22 protein-coding genes are annotated in these 25,023 nt (G+C 33.2%); 15 read left to right on the top strand and 7 right to left on the bottom strand.

Annotation, left to right across the window (positions count from 1 at the left end):
* Positions 1-98: 98 nt before the first annotated feature.
* Complete coding sequence (gene recG, locus WP_RS02355; protein ID WP_007301925.1) at positions 99-2,120, top strand: ATP-dependent DNA helicase RecG; 2,022 nt, start codon at positions 99-101, stop codon at positions 2,118-2,120.
* 730 nt (positions 2,121-2,850) lie between these two features.
* Here recG and ykgO read toward each other — a convergent pair.
* Both ykgO and WP_RS02370 read right to left on the bottom strand, forming a co-directional pair.
* Positions 2,851-2,979 (bottom strand): type B 50S ribosomal protein L36, encoded by a 129-nt coding sequence (ykgO, locus tag WP_RS02365; RefSeq protein ID WP_006015378.1) that lies wholly within the window; start codon positions 2,977-2,979, stop codon positions 2,851-2,853.
* A 61-nt stretch (positions 2,980-3,040) separates the two neighbouring features.
* Complete coding sequence (locus tag WP_RS02370) at positions 3,041-3,859, bottom strand: pyruvate, water dikinase regulatory protein (RefSeq protein WP_007301927.1); 819 nt, start codon at positions 3,857-3,859, stop codon at positions 3,041-3,043.
* Between the two features lie 142 nt (positions 3,860-4,001).
* Here WP_RS02370 and ccmC point away from each other — a divergent pair, with 142 nt between their 5' ends.
* The 5 genes from ccmC to guaA all read left to right on the top strand — a co-directional run bounded on the left by ccmC (position 4,002) and on the right by guaA (position 10,944).
* A complete protein-coding gene (ccmC, locus tag WP_RS02375; RefSeq protein ID WP_007301928.1) occupies positions 4,002-4,712 on the top strand; it encodes a heme ABC transporter permease CcmC in 711 nt (236 codons plus the stop codon).
* Between the two features lie 249 nt (positions 4,713-4,961).
* Positions 4,962-5,834: an IS982-like element ISWpi16 family transposase gene (locus WP_RS02380; RefSeq protein ID WP_007301954.1), complete on the top strand. Its 873-nt coding sequence runs from the start codon at positions 4,962-4,964 to the stop codon at positions 5,832-5,834.
* A 248-nt stretch (positions 5,835-6,082) separates the two neighbouring features.
* Positions 6,083-7,123 (top strand): hypothetical protein, encoded by a 1,041-nt coding sequence (locus WP_RS02385; RefSeq protein ID WP_007301930.1) that lies wholly within the window; start codon positions 6,083-6,085, stop codon positions 7,121-7,123.
* A 564-nt stretch (positions 7,124-7,687) separates the two neighbouring features.
* A complete protein-coding gene (locus tag WP_RS02390) occupies positions 7,688-9,154 on the top strand; it encodes a type II secretion system protein GspD (protein WP_012481843.1) in 1,467 nt (488 codons plus the stop codon).
* A gap of 227 nt (positions 9,155-9,381) precedes the next feature.
* Complete coding sequence (gene guaA / locus WP_RS02395; protein WP_007301932.1) at positions 9,382-10,944, top strand: glutamine-hydrolyzing GMP synthase; 1,563 nt, start codon at positions 9,382-9,384, stop codon at positions 10,942-10,944.
* Between the two features lie 220 nt (positions 10,945-11,164).
* On the opposite strand, the gene WP_RS02400 is transcribed toward guaA, so the two are convergent.
* Positions 11,165-11,857, bottom strand: coding sequence for a TerC family protein (locus WP_RS02400; protein ID WP_012481844.1), 693 nt, complete (start codon positions 11,855-11,857; stop codon positions 11,165-11,167).
* A 281-nt stretch (positions 11,858-12,138) separates the two neighbouring features.
* Between WP_RS02400 and WP_RS02405 the strand changes: the two genes are divergently transcribed.
* The 3 genes from WP_RS02405 to lepA all read left to right on the top strand — a co-directional run bounded on the left by WP_RS02405 (position 12,139) and on the right by lepA (position 16,501).
* Positions 12,139-13,515: a malonyl-CoA decarboxylase gene (locus WP_RS02405; protein ID WP_007301934.1), complete on the top strand. Its 1,377-nt coding sequence runs from the start codon at positions 12,139-12,141 to the stop codon at positions 13,513-13,515.
* Between the two features lie 85 nt (positions 13,516-13,600).
* Positions 13,601-14,623, top strand: coding sequence for a hypothetical protein (locus WP_RS02410; RefSeq protein WP_007301935.1), 1,023 nt, complete (start codon positions 13,601-13,603; stop codon positions 14,621-14,623).
* Between the two features lie 81 nt (positions 14,624-14,704).
* Complete coding sequence (lepA, locus tag WP_RS02415; protein WP_007301936.1) at positions 14,705-16,501, top strand: translation elongation factor 4; 1,797 nt, start codon at positions 14,705-14,707, stop codon at positions 16,499-16,501.
* A gap of 239 nt (positions 16,502-16,740) precedes the next feature.
* On the opposite strand, the gene WP_RS02420 is transcribed toward lepA, so the two are convergent.
* Both WP_RS02420 and WP_RS02425 read right to left on the bottom strand, forming a co-directional pair.
* Entirely contained in the window at positions 16,741-17,613 is an 873-nt protein-coding gene (locus tag WP_RS02420) for a hypothetical protein (protein WP_007301937.1), read from the bottom strand.
* A 58-nt stretch (positions 17,614-17,671) separates the two neighbouring features.
* Positions 17,672-18,079 (bottom strand): glutaredoxin, encoded by a 408-nt coding sequence (locus tag WP_RS02425; protein WP_007301938.1) that lies wholly within the window; start codon positions 18,077-18,079, stop codon positions 17,672-17,674.
* Between the two features lie 68 nt (positions 18,080-18,147).
* Between WP_RS02425 and ribF the strand changes: the two genes are divergently transcribed.
* The 4 genes from ribF to WP_RS02445 are packed head-to-tail and all read left to right on the top strand — an operon-like array spanning position 18,148 to position 22,195.
* Positions 18,148-19,080, top strand: coding sequence for a riboflavin biosynthesis protein RibF (ribF, locus tag WP_RS02430; protein WP_007301939.1), 933 nt, complete (start codon positions 18,148-18,150; stop codon positions 19,078-19,080).
* The gene (lspA, locus tag WP_RS02435) at positions 19,077-19,553 is read left to right on the top strand and encodes a signal peptidase II (protein ID WP_007301940.1); all 477 of its coding nucleotides are present in this window, start codon (positions 19,077-19,079) and stop codon (positions 19,551-19,553) included. Before ribF ends, lspA begins: the two co-directional genes overlap by 4 nt.
* Before the next feature lie 4 nt (positions 19,554-19,557).
* Positions 19,558-20,886, top strand: coding sequence for a M16 family metallopeptidase (locus tag WP_RS02440; protein ID WP_012481845.1), 1,329 nt, complete (start codon positions 19,558-19,560; stop codon positions 20,884-20,886).
* Positions 20,873-22,195, top strand: a complete 1,323-nt coding sequence (locus WP_RS02445) for a M16 family metallopeptidase (RefSeq protein ID WP_012481846.1) — start codon at positions 20,873-20,875, stop codon at positions 22,193-22,195. Before WP_RS02440 ends, WP_RS02445 begins: the two co-directional genes overlap by 14 nt.
* On the opposite strand, the gene purN is transcribed toward WP_RS02445, so the two are convergent.
* Positions 22,189-22,755: a phosphoribosylglycinamide formyltransferase gene (gene purN, locus WP_RS02450; protein ID WP_007301943.1), complete on the bottom strand. Its 567-nt coding sequence runs from the start codon at positions 22,753-22,755 to the stop codon at positions 22,189-22,191. The genes WP_RS02445 and purN overlap by 7 nt on opposite strands.
* Before the next feature lie 266 nt (positions 22,756-23,021).
* Between purN and WP_RS02455 the strand changes: the two genes are divergently transcribed.
* Entirely contained in the window at positions 23,022-23,438 is a 417-nt protein-coding gene (locus WP_RS02455; RefSeq protein ID WP_007301944.1) for a hypothetical protein, read from the top strand.
* Here the strand turns inward: WP_RS02455 and WP_RS02460 are convergent.
* Positions 23,431-23,952, bottom strand: coding sequence for a Na+/H+ antiporter subunit E (locus WP_RS02460; RefSeq protein WP_006015458.1), 522 nt, complete (start codon positions 23,950-23,952; stop codon positions 23,431-23,433). The two genes, WP_RS02455 and WP_RS02460, sit on opposite strands and share 8 nt — an antisense overlap.
* 103 nt (positions 23,953-24,055) lie before the next feature.
* On the opposite strand from WP_RS02460, the gene WP_RS02465 reads away from it, so the two are divergent.
* Positions 24,056-24,967, top strand: a complete 912-nt coding sequence (locus WP_RS02465) for an ankyrin repeat domain-containing protein (protein ID WP_007301945.1) — start codon at positions 24,056-24,058, stop codon at positions 24,965-24,967.
* The last annotated feature ends 56 nt before the right edge of the window (positions 24,968-25,023 follow it).

The following is a 25,023-nucleotide window of genomic DNA, read 5'->3' on the forward strand; positions in this document are numbered from 1 at the left end:
GTTAATATGTCAATAATATACTTAACATGGACAGTCATAATAGGGGTGACAGGATTTTAGTAAGGCTCTATAACAGTTTTACACATGTATGAATCTCAATGAGCAATCAGATTTTTCTAAATAGCAGGCTGGAGAATATACCTAAGTTTCATTCCGCAATATTGCCTAAACTTTGCGGTGGAGACAGAGTAATGGACTTGCTGTTTTATAGGCCGCTCAGTTATGTGGATAGAAGTAAATCACTACCTGATGCTCAAGTGGGAGAATTTACAACTTTTGTGGCAAAAGTGTATGAGCACCAGCGCCCCACTGTTAGAGGTAGGCCATATAAAATAATCGTTGAAAGTGAAAGTCAGTATTTATTTATAGTTTTTTTTAATTACTCAGTTAAATATTTGTATAAATTATTTCCAGTTGGAACAGATATAGTCATCAGTGGTAAACTTGAAAAGTTTGCCGAACGTTGGCAAATTACTCACCCAGATTATATGTTATCTGATATCAATCAATTTAAAGAAATAGCCTGCATAGAGCCAATTTACCAATTATGTCGCGGTATTACTAACAAGAGCATTAGAAACATAATAAGTTCTAATCTAAAAGATTTGCCTGATTTGCCAGAGTGGATAGATGAAACATTAATCAAGCAAAAGAAATGGCTGAATTGGAAAGAAAGCATCATAAGATTGCACAGACCGAGCTCACTCGCAGAAGCAGAAGTTTGCAGAGAAAGACTTGCTTATGATGAGCTATTTGCGTACCAGTTGGCACTAAAGCTTGCAAGGGAAAATCATGTAAAAAAAGAGGGAAAAGAATTTATAATATTGAGTAAATACAAAGAGCAGGTCTTAAATGAATTACCGTTCCAATTAACAAATGATCAAATTCGAGCGATAGATGAAATCTCAGAAAGACAAAAATCCAGATACCGCATGGTAAGTCTGCTGCAAGGTGACGTTGGGAGTGGCAAAACTGTAGTTGCACTCTTTGCGATGCTGAATGTGGTAGAAAATAACATGCAAGCAGCTCTAATGGCACCAACTACTATCTTGGCTGAGCAACATTATAATTGGATCGAAGAAGCTCTATCTTGTACTGATATAAAAGTTGCTTTGCTTACCGGTAAAACTGCGCGCAAGGAAAGAAAGATTATTATGAACGAACTTGCAAGTGGTATTTTAAATATAGTAATTGGTACTCATGCATTATTTCAAGCCAACGTTACATTTAAAAATTTAGGACTCGCAGTCATAGACGAACAACAGCGATTTGGAGTGATACAGAGGAATCGGTTGGTAGGAAAAGGAGAAAATACCGATATACTTTTTGTTACTGCAACTCCCATTCCAAGAACCTTGCAGCAAGCTATGTATGGTGATGTTGAATGTTCTATTTTAAGGGAAAAACCAAAATCTAGATTGCCAATAAAAACCGTTATTATGAACGTTAAAAAAGTGTCAGATATTATTCAAAGACTGAAAGATGCTATAAATAGAGGCGAAAAAGCATATTGGATTTGTCCATACATAGAAGAAAACGAAGAACTCAATATTGCCGCAGCAGAAATGCGCTTTCAGGAACTACAAAAGACATTTTTTGATAGAGTTGGAATAATACACGGAAAACTAACTCAAGAGCAGAAAGATCAAGTGATGTTTTCCTTCAAGAGAAATGAATTTTCTCTGCTTGTTGCAACCACTGTGATAGAAGTTGGCATAGATGTACCAGATGCAACTATTATGATTATAGAGAATGCAGAACAGTTTGGGTTATCGCAATTACATCAGTTAAGAGGTAGAGTAGGACGAGGAAATAAACCGTCTTTTTGTGTACTGTTATATGACAATCTCAGTAAAAGTTCGTATTCAAAGTTAAAGATTATGTGTGAGTCACAAGATGGATTTTATATTGCTGAAAAGGATATGATGCTGAGGGGTAGCGGAGATATTCTAGGCACAAAACAATCAGGGTGCATGGAGTTTAAATTTGCTGATTTATATGAGGACAGAGAATTGCTCAACCTTGCATATAATAGTGCAAAAGGTACAATAGCTAATTTTGAATTACTGCTTGATATATTTGAATATAGAAGTAGACTACATTTTTCAAAATTTCAGTAATCTTCCAAGCCATAACCTTCATGAGTAGAAATTCCTTGACAGACGGGAGTATTTAACAAACCATATGCGTCAAGTTAAGGAAAAATAAGAGTGAAGAAGAAGTTTTTACCATAAGAATAAATTGTGCAGAGTTAATAGCAGGCCCTGTAAACAAAATGTTAGCAGGTCAAATTAATCAAGGGCAGGAAGTATAAAAATGGAAAAAAAGCGGTAAATTAGCCTAATGACAATAAATATATATATAGAAGGTACCGTTTTAAAGAGCACAAAAGGAATACACAGTAAAAGCGAGAAGAAGTTGAGAATATGTATGGAAGCAGTGTGGAGAAGTGGCTGCCAATGATCAAAAATTTACCACAATTACAGAAGTATACACAAGAGGTTTAAAAGGTGATGCAAAAAGGGAATTTTGGCAAAATGACTTAAGTATGCACAACAAGATTTGCATAATTGATGATCAGATGTCATTCATGCTCAGCCTATATATAGAAAAAATTCTCAAGCTCAAGAGGGCTTAGGGTGGAACTAAAATTCATGGACTTGTTGACGCACGTAATTAATTTCTTTTTTTTAAGTTAATTAATGTTAACAAGCCACGTCTGCCTGTAATCATGTTAATACCAAAATATAATGTAAGAGAAGAAATGGGCAGTGCTATGCAACAGTTTTTGTTTCTTTCTAACCATGCTTCCATATGAAAAACATATGACATAAAAAGGAAAACAAAAAGCTAAGAACCTTGACGCGCTTTACATCTTGGCTTTACCTTATTTATAATATAAACCTTACCACCCCTTTTCACAACTTTACAATTTTTATCTCTGTTACGATGAGATTTTAGCGATCCTTTAACTTTCATATCTACAGTAAGAATAGAATTACCTTACATTATTATCACTTACAGCGAGTTAGTCAATTGATTAAATTTTATTAAAATATTGTATAATTGTTGCTGATACTTCTTCGATCGACCTTTGCGTAACATCAATAATTGGCCAGTTATTTTGCTTAAAGAACTCCTCTGCTTCTTTAATTTCCTCTTCTACTTTTCTAGGGTCAGCATATATATTATTACCTTCATTATTAATTGAAGTCAGTCTATTTTTGCGTATTTCTATTAGCCTTCTTACGTCTATTGTTACTCCTATAGTCAGTTTATTTCTTAATTTTGCTAAGTCGACGTAAAAGGGTATCTCGCTAACAAAAGGAACATTTGCAACTTTATAGCCTCGGTAAGCTAAATACATACTAGTGGGAGATTTTGATGTGCGTGAAACTCCAACCAAAATTATATCGGCTTTATCAATATCTTGAATATTTTGTCCATCATCGTGATTGATGGTATAGTTTATTGCCTCAATACGCTGAAAATACTCGTTATTTATTTCAGTATACAGGTCAAGTTTTTCATCCTTTTCAATTTCAAGATAGGATGAGATTTCTCTAATAATATGTGATAATATTGCTCGATATGGAATTTTTAACTTGATACAATTATCTTTTAGATATTTTCTGAGCCCATCATCAGTAATAGTGCATATAACAAAGTTATGCTCATCACTTTTTCTCTCAATTTCCTCCAGAATTTTATCGATCTGCTCTTCTCCTTTTACAAAAGACCAAACATATTCGATAGTTTCTACAGAACGAAAATGTTTCAGGGCTGATTTTGCAACTGATATAACAGTTTCACCACTTGAATCTGACACTAAGTGTAGGTTAAGCTTTTTAAGGGTCATCAACGTTATACTAAAAATAATAGCAAGAAATCTGCTACTGAAATTGTGCTAATTTATTATACTACGTAAATATAGAAAAACTATCTTGTTGATAAAACTCAAACTAATTGATAAATTCTTAACACAATTATTCTCAAAACAAATGTTTTTATTAAAGCCTACAAATTTCACTTCTTTTACTAAAAAAGCTCTACCTTGGCTTGGGGTTATTTGTTTCGCATGTTTTTTAATTGGAATGTTCTTAGCATTATTCTTCTCCCCAGGAGATTATAAACAAGGAGAAATCGTACGAATTATGTATCTTCATGTGCCTTCTGCATGGCTTGCTCTTGGAATATACGGACTCATTGCATCACTCAGTTTCATTTCATTGGTGTGGAACAATAGCGTTGCTAGTGTTTTGGCACATGCTGCTGCTCCTGCAGGGACAGTCTTTTCGGCAATATGCTTAATCACAGGTAGCGTCTGGGGAAAAGGAACATGGGGTACTTGGTGGGTATGGGATGCAAGGCTTACTTCAATGCTGATTTTGTTTTTTCTGTATGTTGGTTATCTTTCATTGTGGAGCGCTTTTGATAATCAAGCAAGAGCAGAGAAATCATCAGCAGTATTTGCCATTTTTAGTGCTATAAATATTCCCATAGTAAAATTTTCTGTGAATTTATGGTCTACTCTTCATCAGCCAGCAAGTATTTTTAGAAAAGGTGGAGTAGCAATAGAAGGTTCTTTACTGCTGCCACTCATTGCAATGTTTATATTTTGTACCACACTTTTTTTAGTAGTGTGGATACTTAATGCCCTTCATTTAATTAATTTGCAGAAGATAAAGAGAGAAATCAGTATGCGGTATTAGGTATGCAGTTCCAGAGTGTAATGTTGTGAACAGCGACAGAGATTAAAATGTAGAGCAATCATCCATTAGCAAGTTCCAGAACTAATTACGTACAAACCACACTTCAAGATTATAGTGATTAATCACATGAAAGTAGAAGAATCATGACTCTCTAAACCTCAGTTATGGATTAGAAAATAGATAAAAGTATAACTAAGAAGAGGGAAACAGGGTAAACTCGAGTATTTTAGTAATAATAAGAGGTTACCCATGAAGAAAGATATTACAGAACTGTACTGTTGCGTCGAGGATTTTTGTCGTGCGGTAGATGATAATTTTGCAAATAGGTTCTTATCAAACGGCAAAAAACCAACCAGAGTACCAGAAATAGCGCACTCAGAAATTCTAACCATAATCCTGTTATACCATAAATCACCATGTAAAAACTTCAAGGCTTTTTATCTTTGTTATCTTCAGTTATTCTATAGATCAGAGTTTTCAAAGCTGCCTTCATATCACAGATTTATTGCCTTAAAGCCGCGAGTTTTGTGGTATTTAGCATTACTTTTGCAATGGTTCTGTGAACAAGCGAAAATGACCGGCACTTCCTACATCGACACCTCTACGATTGCCGTTTGCCACAAAAAAAGGATCTCTAGGAATAAAGTTTTTAATCATCTAGCAGAAATTAGTAAGAGTACGTATGGTTGGTTTTTTGGCTTCAAGTTGCACTTAGTGATTAACGAAATTGGTGAAATTCAAGCACTTACCCTAACCAAAGGTAACGTTGATGACAGAAAACCTTTACCAACTCTCACTAAAAGACTGACCGGACTTTTGTTTGGAGATAAGGGCTATATAAAGAAAGAGCTTTTTGAGAAACTCTTCGATAGAGGCCTAAAGTTAGTCACTAAAGTAAAAAAAGGTATGAAAAACGCACTAATTTCACTTAAAGAGAAGATTTTATTAAGGAAAAGGTCGATTATTGAGACTGTTTTTGATTCCTTGAAAAACAAATTTGAGATTGAGCATACAAGACATAGATCGCCAACAAATTTCCTAATTCATGTTTTTTCTGTTCTGATTTCCTACTCCATGCAGTCCAAAAAGCCTTCTATTTCTATGCCTTTCTTTATCGGCTAATCCATAACTGAGGTTCTAAGGTGAACTGTATGCAAAATTAGCAAAGATACGTTAGAAATTGAAAGAAAATTTCTATTGATAGATATGCTATATTTATAATTCAAGTTATTAAATTTTTAATTACTTTAGCTTATAATAGCTCCTAAGTTACCATGAAGTTTCTTGAAATGTGGTTTCTTTTACTCACATTAAATTTGTAGTTTTTTTATTTTAATACAATTTCAATTTTGACTGTAGAGGAGGTTCCGATGTCAAAAAACACCTATAGTGACCAAATTAATAATAGTTATTTATATAACAACAAACTTTTTTATGGTGAAGAGGATATAGATGAGATCACTGAAGGTGAAACTACGACTGAGAAGGAATTTACAAATAGTTCCGTAGTAAAAGAGGATTTTGAACTAGTAGAAAAGAAGCTTACGAAATGTGAAGAGGAAGTTAAGCGAGCAAAAGCAGAGACTGAGTGGTATAAAAAAATAGCTGAAGAATGTAAAAAAGGAAGTGGTACGGGCGAACCTGTTACCGATGAAGGAGAGAATGAAAATGGAGAAATTACATCTCGAAAAGTAACCTCAGATTGTTCCAAGTATGAAAATTGTGGGCCGTATTCTCATTTTTATAAAGTTGATAATAAGATAGGTTGTCAAGGTTTTAGTTCATCTGATTTACTAAAGGAATTATATCCTGAGATGTACAGTAATCCTAAGATTGCAAAATATATAGAAGAGGGAGCAAATGGTAATTATGGTGCAGTAAATTTTAAATTTGCCTTTACAGAGGATCTTAATTCAATATCCTGGCTTGGTAATATAGAATGTGAAAAATGTGTGGATGATCAAATAGAGTTAGCGTGTCAAGAAGAAGAGATTAAGAGTTTCTGTTACCCGAACGTTTACCATAGTAATCCAGAATTCAACAAAAGCTTTTTTTCCAGAGGAGCATGTCCTAATCTCTTTAGAGAGCCCAGTGAAACAAGTGTTGTAAAAGCAAAACAAGTTGCACCATTGATACTTGTTAATACCTTAGGACAAATGATAGATAAAGAGGGTAATAACACTAAAGTATACTATGATGCATTGAAGCGTTATCTAAATGATGATGGTAAAATCAAGGATTGTGGAGATAATCAAAAGTGTAAGGATTATATTCCAATTATGGAGAAAGTTGCATGGAATAGTGATAAGGAAGTACTATTAAAAACTGCTGTTAATAATACGCAAGAAGCAAATCCTTACTATTATGGAAATGAGGATAATTCTACTTCCGTTGAATTTGGTTCTATATAAGGCTGAATTTGTCTAATTTTTTCTACACTAGACACAATTTAGTCGTATCTGAACAAATACATAATCTATATAAAGAGGACGTAGGTACCATCTGTCCTTTTAAGGCATTTATGTCAATGATATGCGTAATCCATGATTTTAAACATGATGATCCTCCTAAGTAATACAAAAAAACTCAGAAAAATGTATATAGCTATGATAGAAGTTATCTATACATAAGTACAATATACTTTAACTAGAGATTATAAATTAATGAAGTTGAAAAGTCTGCAGACGAAGATAGATTTCGAGCTCTAGAATATCTTCACTATCAAAGTAACAAAGCTGTCAAAATTTGTCAAGTAATTTTTATCGCAACTGTACAAACATTGCACAGGACAAATTTAAAATGCTGTAAAATGGTGTCTGTTCAGACGCATGTGAAACCAGTGCTTCTTTTCATCCCACTTCCATGCGGCTAAACCCTTTTCATAATCTCCTATCTATCATTTCTTAAACCACTCCCCTGAACGGATACAATTAAATACATTTTTAACATTTTTATAGAAAACTATTAGTATAGATTTGTATGTTGCCCTCATGGCTATTTTAAAATGTTTAATACTCCTTTTCATTATTTCTTGTACACATCTACCTAACAAGCAACATTCTGTTAATATAGACAATTATAAGCACGATTATTCGTTGCAACAATATAATACTCCTTTGAAGAATAACGAACCAGCAATACCAGAAATGATACCTTTACCGGTAGAGTTTCCCGATCTTACAACCAGTAATCAGTTTCTTTCGATTAATGTTGATGAAAAAGTACCAGTAAAGGATTTACTGATTGAGATAGGAAAACTTTCTGACATTAACTTAGACATAGACCCAAAAATATCAGGTAATATTACTTTAAAACTAAAAGATAAGAACATAAACGAAGTAATTCAGAATATAGCCAACAGCGCCAAATTGCGTTACTCAATGAATAATGGTGTAATTAGAATTGAACAAGATTTGCCATATGCACAAAATTATTACGTAGACTTCATCAATATTCAACACTCTGCTCAAAGCAATTTTGTCGTTAGTGGCAATGTTACAAGCAGCGATGCTGACAGGAATGTTAGAAAGTCTCAATATAGCAGTGACTTATGGAGTTCATTAGAAAAAGGCTTAAATGCAATAATGGATGTTAATGGAGTGGATGATGGTGAATTTCTTTCATCCAACAGAGAAGCTGGTGTCATTATTCTAAATGCTAGAAAAGATATTCACAAAGCTGTTGAAGAATATATTAATAAAGTTAAGAAATTGGCGTCTTCTCAAGTAATGATCGAGGCCAAAATAGTTGAAGTTGTATTAGACGATAAATACCTTTCTGGTATCAACTTAAATGATTTGCATAATAAAACAAAATCTATAACAAATCAAGATAGTTCCATTACTAGCCTGGTAATGAACTCTGATTTAGAAAATTTAGTAAAAACTTTAGACAAGTTTGGCACTTCAACCGTAATTTCAAGCCCTAGAGTACATGCTATAAATAATCAGCAAGCAATGATTTCATTTACTAAAAACCATATCTATTTTACTTCCGATATACAGAAAGATACCGGAAACTCCAATCATGCCTTAATTACCAAGATGAATAGCACTCCAATAGGTGTGGTGTTAATAATCCACCCAAGCATTAACATTGATACTAACGAAATATTTATGGATATACACCCAACCTTATCAAGAATTAACAATTACACTAAAGACCCAAATATAGAATATGTCGCACAACAGAATAAAATGAAATTAAATAGTGACATTCCAATTATTGAAACCAGAGAAATGCACTCTACGTTAAAAATTAAGAGCGGCGAAGTTATGGTAATTGGTGGGCTTATAGAGCATAGAAAAGATAACCAAAACTTATTGCATCAAAAGTCAAAAAAACTGGCTAAGACAGTAGAAACCGTCATCTTCCTGAAAGCAACAATCGTACCAACACTTGGTTTATTAGATATAAAAGATAGGAATTTATATATATATTAAACGTATCCGTTCAGGCAATGGCATCAACTTAAGGAAAGATGTTGGGGTTGCTATTATGATAAGAAGAGAGTATCAGAATGATAATTAAGACAGCTTAATCATAAATCTGTTGCAGTAAATTTAAGTTACTTTAGTCATATATTAAAGTTTTTAAACAGGTCTTAGTTTACTTACTTTATTGTTTTCTTTATTATCAAATATTGCTTTAAATAATATGGAGGAGCACATTGTCAGCAATTGCCGTTATTGATTTTGGTTCACAGTTTACACAGCTTATTGCAAGACAAATCAGGGAAATGGGCGTTTACTGTGAAATATTTCCAAGCAATATCGATTTCGAAACAGTATCAAAATTCAATGGATTTATTTTTTCTGGAGGACCGCAATCTGTAAATGACAATTGCTCTGAAGTAAGTGAAGTAGCACATAAAATTATAAAACTTAACGAAACAATAAACACTCCTATACTTGGAATATGTTATGGACAGCAACTCATTTGTCATTATTTCGGGGCAAAGGTAAGAAAAGAATTCAATCAGGAATTTGGCAAAACTAAAATCAAGATACTAAAAGAATCCCCAATTATAAAGGATACTTGGGACGTTAATTCCGAAGTCGATGTGCTAATGAACCATGCAGACAGTGTCGAAACTATACCGCAAGGATTTACTGCTATTGCCTCAGGTATAATAAATCAAACAATCGCAATAATTGCCAACGAACAGCGGAAGATTTACTGCACTCAGTTCCATCCTGAAGTTAAGCCTACGACAAATGGTAGTAAACTTCTCTCTAATTTCTTAGATATTGCAAATTGTGAGAGAGATTGGACAATGAAGTCATTCATTGAAAAACAGAAGGAAAAAATTCAAAACTTAGTAGGGGAGAAAAAAGTAATTGCTGCAGTAAGTGGGGGGGTTGATTCAAGTGTTGCAGCAGTTCTTACACACAAAGCTATAGGAAAACAATTAAACTGTATTTTTATCGATACTGGGTTATTGCGTAAGAGCCAGACCACTGCTATGTTAAAAGAAATTCCAATAAATTACGTTGATAAATCAAACTTGTTTTTAAGTAGGTTAAAGGGAATAACTGATCCGGAAGAAAAGCGAAAAATTATCGGCAATACTTTTATCGAAGTATTTGAAGAAGAGGCAAAAAAAATAGGTGATGTGGATTTTTTAATGCAAGGCACCATTTACTCTGATGTAGTTGAATCAGGGCACGCTTCAGGAAACACTAGTACAATTAAATCTCATCACAATGTTGGTGGGTTGCCAGAAAAAATGAATCTGAAATTAGTAGAACCTTTACGCTATCTCTTTAAAGATGAAGTAAGGCTGCTTGGCAAAGAAATTGGGCTTTCAGATGAGATAATATTTCAACATCCATTTCCTGGGCCTGGACTTGCAGTGAGGATCATATGTGAGGTTGATGAAGAAAAGGTACGAATATTGCAAGAAGTAGATGAAATATATATCAACACAATGAAAAATTATGATCTGTATGATAAAATATGGCAGGCTTTTGCTGTACTGTTACCAGTAAAAACTGTGGGAGTTATGGGAGATAATCGTACATACGGATATGTTTGCGCTTTAAGGGCTGTGACTTCATCTGATGGCATGACAGCTGATGCATTTCCATTTGAAAATAAAGATCAACATTCGTTAGTATTTTGGAGGTTTTTGCAAGACATCAGTAGTATAATTGTTAACAAAGTTTCCAGAGTAAATCGAGTTGTGTATGATTTAACTTCCAAGCCACCAGCAACTATTGAGTGGGAGTAGCAATAATTTCATTCCAGTTTCAGCTACTCGAATCACACCAAAGAGGCTGCTTGCATAACTCAAATTTTAAGGAAAACTATTTAATGTCATTCCAGCGCGTAACGCTGGAATCCAGAAAAAAAGAACCAGTGTCAGCTACTCGGATGACATCGAAATGTTCGTACAGATATTCGTCACACACCGGAATAAAAATTAGACTTTTGCTTTGTGGAAAATAATTTCAAGGCCGCATTGTCTTTATTTTGCTTATAGCTTCCACAAGCAGTGCAAACATAAATGAAGAATACAAATATGCTTTTGGTAGCTCTATGTGAAGTCCTTCAAGTATTAAATATATACCGATGAGTAAAATAAATAGAATGGCAATTACTTTTAAGCTTGGGCTGGATTTTATTAACTGAGCAGTATAACTTGATGAAAATAGCATTGCTAATATGGAAAATGTAAATGCTATAGCAATGATTATCATATTATGAGTTAATGCTATAGCAGTTAATATTGAATCAACAGAAAAAACTAAATCTATTAATATAATTTGTAGCACAACTAAAAAAAATTGTGATTTAACGTTTGCCTTTGTTTTGTTCTCCTTATGTACAAAAATTTCGCTCCATAACTCCATAGAACTTTTAACAATAAGAAATAACCCTCCTGCAATCATAAGCAAATCTTTTACTGAAATATCTAGTGATACAGAGTGAAATATAGGCTTTTGCATTGATAATATATGTGATGTAAAAAATAGTATTACAAAACGCATCAATAGCGCCAAGCCAAAACCTATAAGACGTGCTCTTTCTCTCAGCAGATTTGGCACCTTATCTATTGCTAGAGAAATAAAGATTAAATTGTCTATACCAAGTATAGTTTCAAGTAGCGTAAGTATCAATAAAGTCCAAGCATCAGCTAGCATTTTCATTCCAAAGTCAGATTTTGTACTTTACAATAGATGTGTAAAAATTAAGTAACTTCGCCTAGGTAATTAAAAAATCAGCCTTATCCGAAAAAGGAAGAGAAAAAAGGTCATTTTTATAATAAAAGTACTTTTATAAGAAGAATAATAAAATTAAAAATCTAACTCTCTTTACGAAAATTTTAAATAGATTATAAAATAGTTGTACCATGAAAGTATATGCCTTCTTTGTAGACTAAGATTTTTCTTTAAATTAAGATAGATACACGATAAAAGGAAATATGACAAAAGAATCATTAGCAAAAACTGATATAGTGAAAGTTGAAGATCAGAAAGCACCAAAGAGCTTTTTTAAGATACTAGGTGAAGTAGCAAACGCTGTAAGATCATGGGTTGGCAATATTAACCCTGATTTAAGTAGTAGTCGCGATGTCGATAGTTTAGTCTTGAAGATGAACGAATGCTTAAACCCAAAGGGGGGTGAAGTCTCAGCACGTAAGAACACCGTATCTCTTGGTAATTTGTACTTGAGTTTATCAGAGGCAGGTCAAATAAAATTTTTACAAACCCTGGCAGAAAAGTTCAATCCGGATAAAACGAAAATAGATGAAGAAATAAAAGTATATAAGAAAAATCAAGATTCTGAGTCGAGCTATAAGTTTGAACAAGACTTAATAAAAGTCCTTGAATCACCACGCTCTAAAATATTGAAGCAGTTTATCTCCTTACCAGAAGGTCTTAAGTTTATTGTTGATATGCGTTCTGATGTGCTTAAGCTAAAGAACCAATATGAAAATCTAAACCCACTAGAAAATGAATTAAAAAATATACTCTGTACTTTGGTTGATGTTGATCTACTTGATCTTCATCAAATCACCTGGGATTCACCTGCATCATTGTTGGAAAAACTTATAAAATATGAAGCTGTACATAAAATTTCCTCTTGGGGTGACTTAAAAAACAGACTAGATTCTGATCGTCTCTGTTTTGCTTTCTTTCATTACAAAATACCAAACGAACCTCTAATTTTTGTAGAGGTTGCATTGATGAATGAGATTTCAGATAGTATTCAACACCTTTTGGATGAGTCAGTGCCCTCAAGTGACCCAAGCAGTGCAAGTACTGCTATATTCTATTCAATATCAAACACTCAAACTGGTTTATCTGGAATTAGCCTCGGTAACTTTTTAATAAAGAGAGTCGTAGAAAAACTATCGCAAGAATTTAAAAGCGTAAAAGTGTATGCAACTCTTTCTCCAGTTCCTGGATTTACAAAATGGCTAAAAAATCAAGACGTAGCTTTATTAGGTAAGCTTAATATAAAACAATCAGGTACAGAAATTTTAGAAAGCATAAAAACTAACATTGAATGCGAAAAACAGCCCCTACTGAAACTTTGTGCACATTATTTGCTAAAGGTTAAAAGCAGTGGTGGAGGTGCTTATGATCCAGTAGCACACTTTCATTTAAGCAATGGTGCATCAATCAAACAAATCAACTGGATGGCTGATACTTCTGAAAAAGGCATTAGTCAGTCAGCCGGAATAATGGTGAATTATCTGTATGAGCTGCCTAAAATAGATAACAATCATGAAAATTATATGATTAATAAAGTGATTTCTCATTCAAAAAAAGTGTCAGCTATGTTAAAGGAATAATAGGAAGTGCGCAAGCATATAGAAAGTGCTAACATTCCCTAATGTTTATGTATATAATATTGAATAGTTTTATGAGGTAAAATGTATGAATAGTGATGAATTAGAAGAATTAAAGAAACTAAAACAAAAGATACAAGATGCAGTAGCACATAAAAAATTGTATGGTGTATTATTTGCAGATTCTAAAGAGATAGAGTTATTCAATAATTGTATTAGCAGTATTAAAAGTAATGGAATAGGCGAAGAGGAATCAAATGAATTGATAACCATTTATAAAGGACTTAATTCAATATTTGATAACATTAGTTCTGACTGGAATGGCAATAAGGGTAGCCTAAATGCTCAAAAAATTATTGTACATTATCAAAACTTAGAGTCTATCTTAAAGATAGTAAACATAATTAAAGAATTGAAGACAAGATTGGGCCAAGCATTCGTGATCTTCGACTTTGATGAATCCGGGTTAATCCAGGATATCGAATCACTCCAAAAAAAAATGAAAGAAGTGCTAGAAAACATGCAACAACAAGAACAAAGTGCAGCAAGGAAAAAAGAGTTAGAAGAGAAAGCTAAAGCAGAGTTTAGCAAGTATATAGAAAACGGCACTATTGATGCGATGTCAATCAAAAGGGATAGTAATTCAGATCTTCTTTATACAATAATTAAGCTAAAAGAAGACAATAAAAGCACAGATATTAAAGTAAGCGAATTTTTAAATAGTGATTTTTGTAAAGAAAACAATATTGCCGGTTTTCTTCTTTCAAGTGGAGATCAAAAAGAATTTATCAGTGGTAAAATACATGAGGGGATTAGATATTATCATATAGGTACCACAGTTCAATATGGAATAAAGTTTAACTGGTATGTAGACGGAAAGGAATGTAGCATTACATTAGGTGCTAACAGTGATGATAGTATTAGAATAATAAGTGATAGACCAACTGATGCGGATTTAGAAAAAAATAAAGATGTAAAGATTAAAGTTGGTGATGCTTACCTAAGCCTTGCTGATGCAGTAAAAACGTGTAGACAGCAAGAAGATCCAAGTAGCACAGTGAAGCAAGCATCAGCTAATGAGCATTGCCGTCCATTGGCAAGGACAGCTTAATGTTTTTAGCAAAGAGAGATATAAGTAATTGCTCTTGTAATACTTAAAATGTAAAATAGATCTACTTAAATAAGTAGATCTATGAACAATATAAGAAATTTTGCAATAATAGCACATATAGATCATGGGAAGTCAACTCTTGCTGATCGTTTGATAGAAGAATGTAACGGTCTTGAGACAAGGGAAATGACCAATCAGGTACTTGACTCAATGGATATAGAGCGTGAACGCGGAATCACAATCAAAGCACAAACGGTAAGACTCAATTACACTGCAAATAATGGTAATAAATATTGCCTCAACCTCATGGACACACCAGGTCATGTTGACTTTTCATATGAAGTCAGCCGAAGCTTAGCCGCATGTGAAGGCTCACTTTTGGTAGTAGATAGCAGCCAAGGAGTTGAAGCTCAGACTCTGGCAAATGTCTACAAGGCAATTGACAATAATCATGAGATAATAGTTGTGCTTAATAAAGTCGATCTTCCTGCTGCAGATCCAGAAAGGATAAAGCTTCAGATTGAAGAGGTAATCGGAATTGATGCAACTGAGTCAATTTTGATATCGGCAAAAACTGGTCTTGGGATAAAGGATGTACTTGAAGCTATAGTGACAAAACTTCCCGCTCCTCAAGGTGATACAAATGCTCCACTGCAAGCAATTTTAGTTGATAGTTGGTATGATCCTTACCTAGGAGTAGTAATTTTAGTGCGAGTTAAAAATGGAGTACTAAAAAAAGGCATGAGAATCGTTATGATGTCTAATAATGCTACATATCAGGTCGATAATATCGGTATTTTCACTCCTAAAAAAGTTATGACTGGTGAACTTTCAGCAGGTGAAGTTGGTTTTATAACTGCTTCAATGAAAGAAGTAGCAGACTGCAAAGTAGGAGACACTATTACTGAAGAGAAAAGGCCGTGCAGCAAGGCATTACCTGGCTTTAAAGAAGTACATCCTGTAGTATTTTGCAGTATTTTTCCCAATAACACAGATGATTTTAAATATTTAAGGGAAGCACTAGAAAAATTACATTTAAATGATGCTAGTTTTACATTTGATGCTGAAACGTCAAATGCCCTAGGTTATGGATTTCGTTGCGGTTTCTTAGGAATGCTACATCTTGAAGTCATTCAAGAAAGACTCGAAAGAGAATTTGATTTAGATCTAACAGCAACTGCACCGAGTGTTATATATAAAGTTGAAACACAAAATGGTAAAGTTTTAAATATCCATAACCCAAGCGATATGCCAGACCCTACAAAAATTGAAATAGTGGAAGAACCGTGGATCACTGCAACTATAATGGTACCTGATCAATATTTAGGAGAGATTCTATCTCTGTGTGAAGAGAGGAGAGGAGAACAGCAGGATTTATCTTATGTTGGTAATACGACAACAGCACTACTGAAGTATAAATTACCGCTGTCTGAGGTTGTTTTTGATTTTTACGATAGACTAAAATCAATTTCCAAGGGATATGCAAGTTTAGATTGGGAAATATCCGATTATCAGGAAAGTCAGATAGATAAATTAAGTTTTTTAGTTAATGGAGAACCTGTGGATGCGTTAGCCTGCATTGTTCATAAAAGCAGGGCAGAAAAAAGAGGCCGTGAAATATGTGCACGTTTGAAAGACTTGATACCACGCCAGCAATATAAAATCGCGATTCAAGCGGCAGTAGGCGGAAAAATTATTGCTAGAGAAACGATTAACCCGTATAGAAAAGATGTAACAGCCAAGCTCTATGGTGGAGACGTTACACGAAGGATGAAGCTGCTTGAAAAGCAGAAGAAAGGTAAGAAAAGATTGCATTCTGTAGGAAACATAAACATCCCACAAAATGCTTTTATTGAGGCTTTGAAAATAAATGATTAATATATATTCAAAAACATAAATTTAAAGAACTAAGTGATATTTTCTCAATAAATTTACTGACATTGATATGGGTAAATTTGAAATAGCTATGTGAATTTGTAAAACACTATATAAGATACCATACAACGAAATCATCCCAGTGTTAAACGCTGGGATGACAGAGAGCAGCTCAATTGCTCCACTCAATCAGTAAAAATCAGATATATGTAGACATTGGCTAAAACCATTCCAACAACATTTTAGTGAAACTTAACAAGCTTATCTATAGTTTTAGTGATGATTCTTGGAGTATTTGGAGAGACTTCTGAGCCCAGTCTATTTAACCGCTCTATAGCAAACCCGCTGTTCTCATTTATTATGAAATCACATAAAATATTTTCTATATCTTTAATAACACTTTCATGCTTTCTCAGAGGATGGTTATTCGGATATCTATGAATGGTTTTGATGCTAGAATACTCAACGAAAGCTTGATCTTTAAAAGCAAGTTGTCTCAATTTCTCTTTGAATTTTTCTTCTTCATCTCTTGCTAAAAGGCAAGACTTTATCAGTGATTTTATAATCGAGTTTATAGCCTGATGTATTTCAGAATGCACTATAACTTTGATGATATTTTCTTCCACTATGCAATCATAAGTGCTTTTTTCGCTCTTTAATGACTCTATAAGCATTTTGCTATTTTGCGAATTCAATTCCAGATTCTCTTCACTTATAGGAGTCATTATAAAGGTATTCTTATTTACCCTGATGTAAAATTGTGGCAACCCTTTAGAACAGGCAAATGCTACATCCTTAGACTCAAGTGCGTGATTGTATGAAGAAGAAAGGGTGCTTGCTATAACGCTACTTGGTACTTTCATTCCATGATTACTTAGGTGATTTAACACATTCTCAACATCATGATATGTAAAACCTGTATCTTTTATCAATTCAACAACTTCTATGCAATTGTGTTGTTTATACTCTATTGTCACTTCTTCTGTAAAAAGAGTTTTAGCTGCTATATGCTTATCAAGCACTGTGAAAATCTTGATGAAACTCTCTAAATCTTGTTTGTTAATTAATTCAATACTAATTAAGTTTTTGCTAACAATTATAATATTTTTTATCATTTTTTCCCACTAAAAAAACTCACTAGATGAATTGTATTTTTAATTCATTAAAAATTGTTTAAAGTGGGTATGCCAGCAACAGTAAGACAAAAAAATCACATAAATCTTCATTATGTATTATATTACATCCCTCGTGTTCATCACTGCCGCTTGTGTAAGCTGTTGCATTAATGCTATCTTCATTGTTATTTAACATATTATCCAACTTTCCTTCTTTTTCAAGATCCATCAATTTGTCACATCCAGCAATATGATGTACATAATCACCATTTTCATCAGTAATAAAAATTTGTGGAACTGTCCTGACGTTATATTTTGATTTTATACCGTCAAACAAATCCGAGTTTCTAAGTACATCAATTTCTTCGTATTTCACACCTTTTTCATCCAATAACTCTTTTGCTTTCTTGCAGAATGGGCAGTACTTCTTCACATATATTACAACTTTTCCTTTAGTGTTTTTCACGATTTATCTCCATAGTTCATAAAATACAACTATTATATATAAAAAATATATATAAAATATCAAATTGTATGAAAATTATTTACAACTGTGAGCAAGGGATAAAAGATAATGTGGCACTAACTTTCGGAAATTTCGATGGCGTTCATTTAGGACATAAGTTTGCAATTTCCAATCTAAAGAAGGTAGCACAAGAAAGAGGATTACCCTCTGCAGTTTTAACTTTTGAGCCTCACCCATCAACTGTTTTATTTAGTAGGAACAATTTTAGGTTAATAGACCAAGAACAAAAAAAGGAACTAATCAGCAGCTATGGTATAGATTACTTGTATATTATTAATTTTAATAGAGGTTTTTCTGAGGTTAGCTGCGATGACTTCATTGGTAAGATTTTGGTAAAGAAGTATGGTGCTAAACATATAACTGTTGGAGAAAGTTGTACTTTTGGTCACAAACGATTGGGTAACATATTAACTCTAGAAAAATATTCTCAGGTGTATGAATATTCTTTAACTAAATTAGAGCCATTGATAATCGATAGAAAAATTTGCTCTTCTTCCTCAATCAGGGAGTGTTTACAAAAAGGCGAAATAGAAATTGCTAATAAATTGCTTGGTAGGTCTTATCAAGTTTCTGGTATTGTAACAAAAGGTGCATGTAGAGGTAGAGAAATAGGGTTTCCAACCATAAACATTCCGATAGAAGATTACATGATAAAACCTAAGCTTGGTACATATTACGCCAAAGTTGCATTTTCTGAAAATAGTTCAAGTTGGCTATATGGAGTAGTCAACATTGGTATGAGACCTACATTTAAGGACTTAAAAAAACCTATAGTAGAAATGCATATATTTGACTTCAACGAAAATGTATACAATTTTAAGGTTGACATACAACTTTTAAAATTTATTAGGGCAGAAAAAAAATTCCATAGTATTAACGAGTTAACAAAACAGATAGACCGTGATATAATGAAGGCTTACCAGTTAAAGATAAACTTATGAAAAGGATATGTTTAGTTATTATATTGATTATAGTATCATTCGATCAAACAAGTAAATTGTATATAAACTCATTGATTGATGAGGGGGAGTCAATCGAGATTACTAGTTTTATGAAATTAGTTGAAGTTTGGAATTCAGGAATTAGCTTTGGAATGTGTAGTACTCTACCGCATGGCAGCTTCTTTTTTTCGGCATGTTCAATATTAATAATTGGTATACTTGCATACTTGATATATAAATCTAATGATAAGTCAATTTACCTTAGTTTTTCTCTGATGATTGGTGGAGCGATCGGAAATGTAATTGATAGAATCTATTGGGGCGCTGTATATGATTTCATATATTTTCATATCAATGATTGGTATTGGCCAGCCTTTAATTTAGCAGATCTATCTATAGTTTGTGGAATGTGTACATTGTTATATAAGTGGTATATATATGATAGGTCTATCTCTAAGCAAAATGAGGAATGAAATAATGCTTCGCAAATTCTTTAGTTTTTTTATACTATCTGTGTTTTTTTTCATTTGTCCGATTTCTTTGGAAGCTGAAATCATAAAGCATGCTAAGCTCAGTAACGGATTGGATGTTTATGTAGTACCTAATCACCGAATTCCAGCTGTTTTTCATGCAATAATATATAAAGTTGGGGGAATGGATGACCCAATTGGCAAAGCAGGATTGGCTCACTACTTTGAACACTTAATGTTTGAAACTACAGGAAAATTTAAAGACATAGAATCCACTTTGGGCAGCATTGGGGCCCAATTTAATGCTTTTACCACTAAAGAATACACCTGCTACTACGAATTAGTTCTCAAAAAAGATTTACCACTAGCAATGGAAATTGAAGCAGATAGAATGGGCAATTTTGATGTTACTCAAGACAAAATAGATAGAGAAAAAAATATCGTATTAGAAGAAAGAAAGATGAGATTTGATAATAATCCTGAAGCTTTACTATGGGAGGAAATGAACAGTGCATTTTATCGTAATGGTTATGGTAGGTCTGTTATTGGTTGGGAGAGCGATATTAAAACTTACAATCAAGATGACATAACAAGGTTTCATGATAACTATTATCATCCAGGTAATGCTATACTGCTCGTTGTTGGTGATGTAGAATTTGAAGAAGTAGTGGGATTAGCAAAGGAAAAATATGGTGCAATTAAAGCTGAGCCTGTAGTGAAGCATTATCCGAACCAAGATTCAATACATAATGCAGATATATCGGTAATTTTAGAAAGCACTGAAGTAAAAGAGCCAGTTTTATACTTTCGCTATAGTGTTCCTTTATTTGAGCAAATAAGTGAAACTTTTCCTGTTGATTTGGCAGTTGATGTTTTGGGGAATGGCAAGTCTAGTAAGCTATATAAAGATTTAGTTCTAGATAAGAATGTAGCAGTAGAAGTGTTTGCTTATTATAATAGCTTAGCTTTTAGTAATGGTTACATTGAGATTCGGGTAACTCCAAAAAGCGGGGTGAATTTGGATGCTGTTGCAAGAGAGTTAGAAAATTCTATTAATCACTTTAACTCTGAAGGAATAACAAGTGAAGAGTTGCAAAGTACAAAGTCTAAATACAAAGCAGCACAGCTTGATAATCTATCTGATTTAACTAATATAGCAATGTTTTATATACCACGTCTAGCACTAGGTATTCCACTTGATGAAATAGACATTTCATATAGCAAAATTAATGATGTCAATCTAGAGGATGTAAATAATAAAGTTCACGCTATCTTTTCTACTAATAAATTAGTTGGTCGTTTGCTACCAAAAGGAGGTAATAATGAAGATAAGTAAATATGTATTTCTATTTTTTTTCTGTCTAGGCTTTAATTTGCAAGCAAGCAGTCACTTAAATATAGAGGAGGTTACTACTAATAAAGGATTTAAGTTTTTATTTGTTGAAAACCATGATCTACCAAAAGTTTCACTTAATATATCATTCAAAGATGCAGGTTGTGTGTATGAAAGTGCAGAAAAGCAGGGGCTTGCTTGGTTTACTTCTCTTGTAATTCAAGAAGGAGCAGGAAAAAATGATGCCAAAGATTTTGCGAAAAGGCTTGAGGATAAAGGAATTAGTTTAAATTTTACTGCTGGTTTAGAAGCATTTAGGGTTTCATTAAACACTTTATCTGAGAATCTAGAGGATGCAATTTCACTACTGAGTGATGCTATAATGCGCCCTAAAGTTGATCCTGAGGGGTTAAATAGAGTATTCGAAAAAGCCAAAGTAAACTTTAATAATTTTGAAAAAGACCCTTATTTTATTGCTGCAAAAGAGTTAGATACATTGTTGTTCAAAAAACATCCTTACTCAAGAGATCCATATGGAACTCTAGACACTATAATGAACATTACTAGAGACGATGTTTTAACATACATAAAGCGTAGTTTTACTAAGGATAATATCGTTATTAGTATTGTTGGTTGTGCAACAAAAGAAGAAGTTAGTACGCTGCTCGATAAATATTTATCTAAGTTACCATCAAAAAGATCGAAAGTTAGGAAGGTATCTGTAAAAAATGAATTTGGGCCTGCAGAAAGTAAGAGCGTTTTTATGGATATACCACAGAGTGTAATACTTTTTGCTCAAAAAGGCATAGCATATGAAGACCCTAATTACTATAATGCTAGTGTTTTGATTAATGCGCTTGGTGGTATGAGTCTAAACTCAATACTGATGAAAGAGTTGAGACAAAATCTAGGTATTACTTATGGTGTTAGTGCACGTAATGTTCCTAATAAGCATGGAAATATTGTATCTGGATTTATGAGTACTGATAGTTCCACTGCTAGCAAAGCTATATCAGCAGTAAAAGATACATTTAGCAGAATAAAAGAGGAAGGAATTGACGAACAATTATTCAAGGATGCAAAAACCAGTTTAGTAAATAACCTTATCTTCTCTTTTCTATCCAATAATGCGAATACAGCAACGTTACTGGATAGTATGCAGATAGATGATCGTGATATTAACCATATAAATAATTATGCAAATATCATTAATGATGTTCAATTGGAAAAAGTAAACAAGCTGGCAAGTTCTTTACTGAATCCTGAAAATTTATTTTTTGTTGAAGTTGGAAGAAACGCTCAAGGTCAATAGTTAATACCTTCTACTATTGATCTTACTGCTTTTACATAACACTTATGCTCTTCAGCTAGAATGCGCTCTGAGAGACTGTGAACATCATCATTTGGTAACACTGGAACAGTAGCTTGAGCGATTATGGCTCCAGCATCAATTTCAGGAGTAACATAATGCACAGTACATCCTGTAATTTTTACACCCGCTTTCAGAGCTTGCTCCTGAGCATTTAGGCCCTTAAATGACGGAAGTAAAGAGGGATGAATATTTATAACTTTGTTATGCCATTTATTCAGGAAATTGGCCTTTATAATTCTCATAAACCCTGCAAGGCAAATTAAATCAACCTTATGTTGAACAAGTATTTCATGAATTTTATCAGTATCAAGTGGCTTATCTTCAACAACAAACGCTGAAACTCCTGCTTGCTTTGCTATTTTAAGGCCTCCAGCTTCACTATTATTTGTGATAACACACACAGTTTCAGCAGGGAAATTCTGATCTTGACATGCTTCTATTAAAGCCTGCATGTTTGATCCTCTACCTGAAATTAGTATTCCGAGTTTTATCTTTTTCATTTTAGTGCAGCCGTAAGAATGGATATTAATAAAATAGCTCAAAAGGAAAGTTTATTTTAGAATAAATACTATTGTGTAGCAATATTTTACACTGCTGAATAACATGGAATTAAAGAAATCATTCAGTTTGAAGTAACTTTAACATTTCATTTTAGGAATATTATACAATTTATGGTAAATAAATGCATATTTTTATGGCTGCGTTATTATTTATTTAACAAAGTATTAGTATAATTTACTACACTGAATTAAATGGAGAAAATTCAATGAATAAATTACCAAGCAATGCAAAAACAAGCAAGTCTCAGGTTACTCAGTGGGAGGTAATAAAAAATTGTGAATATTCTGATAATTGTTTATCAAAAGTAGTAACTTTATACGTCATTAAAATGGCAGAATTATCAGATATTTATACGAGTAATGAACCTGAAATTAATACTATACTTACAAGAATAAGCATAACAAGTGAAAATGCATTTTTAAATAAGGTTGTTGATATTGAAATTATGGAGGGCATTTTTCCGTACAAATTCAACAGCAAGAAGAAAAATAACATATCAAGGCTAGAAGATTTGTACAATTATTTATGTTCTACTGTTATTGATAGCCTTCCAAAAGAAATGCTTGAAAGCCTAAGAAGAGAATACAGAGACGCTGTTAACTTATTTAAAGCAATTACTTAACTAGGTGTAACATTTTTAAGACTTTACCTTCTATTTCAGAAATGCCACTTTCAAGATCTTTATCTATCAAACATATGGTAGATAAATATGTTTTCTGCTTCTTTTCAACATTGATAGTTAAAGTTCCAGGAGTAATCGTAACCGAGTTAGCAAATAATGCAATGGTCTTATCATTATGTCCTATGCATTCTCTTACAATAACAATTGGCTCAACTGTAGATTTGAATCGTAGCACCTTTTTTGTTACATAAATACTTGAAAAAATAATTTGGTAAATTAGCCAAGGTATATAACTTATAAGCTGATAAAGTGACAGCCTACCACTATCATTTAGAATTTGACTAAGGGCACTTTCAGCATCAATTAACCTTTTAAAGATAATCAATGTGAACACAGAAGAAAATACTCCACAGAGAATAAAAAAAGGCTCAAAATAACCAGACAATGTAATCCATAGAGAAGACAAAATCACAAATGATAGAGAAAAAAACTTAATATTTTGCCTGACTTTCATGATTTGGAGTATAACTTAAATGATTTTTTAGAAAAATAAAAAGTTCTTGATTTTTGTGTCAAAGAACATAATAACCAAGTTATTTTAATAAGTAGTGGAGATTATGACGCTTGATGATTTTCTAAAAATGCTTGAAGAAATAAATGATACTTCAGGTTTAAGCAAGAACAACATAGTTGAACGAATAAAAATAAAATTAGAAAGAATTGATTTACGGAGGTGGGAAGATAGTGGATTTAATATCAATCATATATTCACTACACATAGTGATCTAGATCCTGTAGAAACTACATTGTTGCATTTTGCTGCTAAGAGTGGCTATGAGAACATAGTAATAGCTCTAATTGAATATGGAGCATATGTTGATGCATGGGACAGCGATGGATGCACTCCTTTACATTTTGCTGCTGAATGGAACCACAAAGGCATATTAGATATTTTAATTGAAAGTGGAGCAAATGTTAATGCGTGGGACAATGATGTATGTACACCTTTACATCTTGCTGCCGAAGGTGGGAATGAAAGTGTAGTAAGAGCTCTAATTGCATGTGGAGCAGATGTTAACGCGCAGAACAATGATGGACACACTCCTCTACATTTTGCTACTAAGAGTGGCTATGAGAACATAGTAATAGCTCTAATTGAACACGGAGCATACGTCGATGCGTGGGATAATTATAGAAGCACTCCCTTGCATTTTGCTGCTGAAAGTGATAATGAAAACATAGTAAGAACTCTGATTGAACATGGAGCATGTGTTAATGTGTGGGATAGTTGTGGACGCACTCCTTTGCATTTTGCTAGCGATCATGAAAGTATAAGAGATATTTTAATTGAAAGTGGGGCATATGTTAGTAAACAGAACAATAATAGATATGCTCCTTTACACTTTGCTATTGAATGGGGCTGCAAAGATGTGATAAGTTCTTTGTCAGGTAATGCTAGTCCTAGGGCTGAAATGGCAGTAGGAAGAGTGGAACAAATTACACTTGCAGGAAGATTGGAACTTTTTTAACCAAACTTGCATTTACTGAGATAATTGTTTTGTTATGAATTAAACCAAAAGTTCTG

The organism is Wolbachia endosymbiont of Culex quinquefasciatus Pel (assembly GCF_000073005.1).
In the GTDB taxonomy this organism is placed as follows: domain Bacteria; phylum Pseudomonadota; class Alphaproteobacteria; order Rickettsiales; family Anaplasmataceae; genus Wolbachia.

Bases quoted from the DNA above. Each gene is read 5' to 3' on its own strand.
- recG (WP_007301925.1), top strand. From the start codon at position 99: ATGAGCAATCAGATTTTTCTAAATAGCAGGCTGGAGAATATACCTAAG.
- ykgO (WP_006015378.1), bottom strand. From the start codon at position 2,979: ATGAAAGTTAAAGGATCGCTAAAATCTCATCGTAACAGAGATAAAAAT.
- WP_RS02370 (WP_007301927.1), bottom strand. From the start codon at position 3,859: ATGACCCTTAAAAAGCTTAACCTACACTTAGTGTCAGATTCAAGTGGT.
- ccmC (WP_007301928.1), top strand. From the start codon at position 4,002: ATGTTTTTATTAAAGCCTACAAATTTCACTTCTTTTACTAAAAAAGCT.
- WP_RS02380 (WP_007301954.1), top strand. From the start codon at position 4,962: ATGAAGAAAGATATTACAGAACTGTACTGTTGCGTCGAGGATTTTTGT.
- WP_RS02385 (WP_007301930.1), top strand. From the start codon at position 6,083: ATGTCAAAAAACACCTATAGTGACCAAATTAATAATAGTTATTTATAT.
- WP_RS02400 (WP_012481844.1), bottom strand. From the start codon at position 11,857: ATGCTAGCTGATGCTTGGACTTTATTGATACTTACGCTACTTGAAACT.
- WP_RS02405 (WP_007301934.1), top strand. From the start codon at position 12,139: ATGACAAAAGAATCATTAGCAAAAACTGATATAGTGAAAGTTGAAGAT.
- WP_RS02410 (WP_007301935.1), top strand. From the start codon at position 13,601: ATGAATAGTGATGAATTAGAAGAATTAAAGAAACTAAAACAAAAGATA.
- lepA (WP_007301936.1), top strand. From the start codon at position 14,705: ATGAACAATATAAGAAATTTTGCAATAATAGCACATATAGATCATGGG.
- WP_RS02420 (WP_007301937.1), bottom strand. From the start codon at position 17,613: ATGATAAAAAATATTATAATTGTTAGCAAAAACTTAATTAGTATTGAA.
- ribF (WP_007301939.1), top strand. From the start codon at position 18,148: ATGAAAATTATTTACAACTGTGAGCAAGGGATAAAAGATAATGTGGCA.
- lspA (WP_007301940.1), top strand. From the start codon at position 19,077: ATGAAAAGGATATGTTTAGTTATTATATTGATTATAGTATCATTCGAT.
- WP_RS02440 (WP_012481845.1), top strand. From the start codon at position 19,558: ATGCTTCGCAAATTCTTTAGTTTTTTTATACTATCTGTGTTTTTTTTC.
- WP_RS02445 (WP_012481846.1), top strand. From the start codon at position 20,873: ATGAAGATAAGTAAATATGTATTTCTATTTTTTTTCTGTCTAGGCTTT.
- purN (WP_007301943.1), bottom strand. From the start codon at position 22,755: ATGAAAAAGATAAAACTCGGAATACTAATTTCAGGTAGAGGATCAAAC.
- WP_RS02455 (WP_007301944.1), top strand. From the start codon at position 23,022: ATGAATAAATTACCAAGCAATGCAAAAACAAGCAAGTCTCAGGTTACT.
- WP_RS02460 (WP_006015458.1), bottom strand. From the start codon at position 23,952: ATGAAAGTCAGGCAAAATATTAAGTTTTTTTCTCTATCATTTGTGATT.
- WP_RS02465 (WP_007301945.1), top strand. From the start codon at position 24,056: ATGACGCTTGATGATTTTCTAAAAATGCTTGAAGAAATAAATGATACT.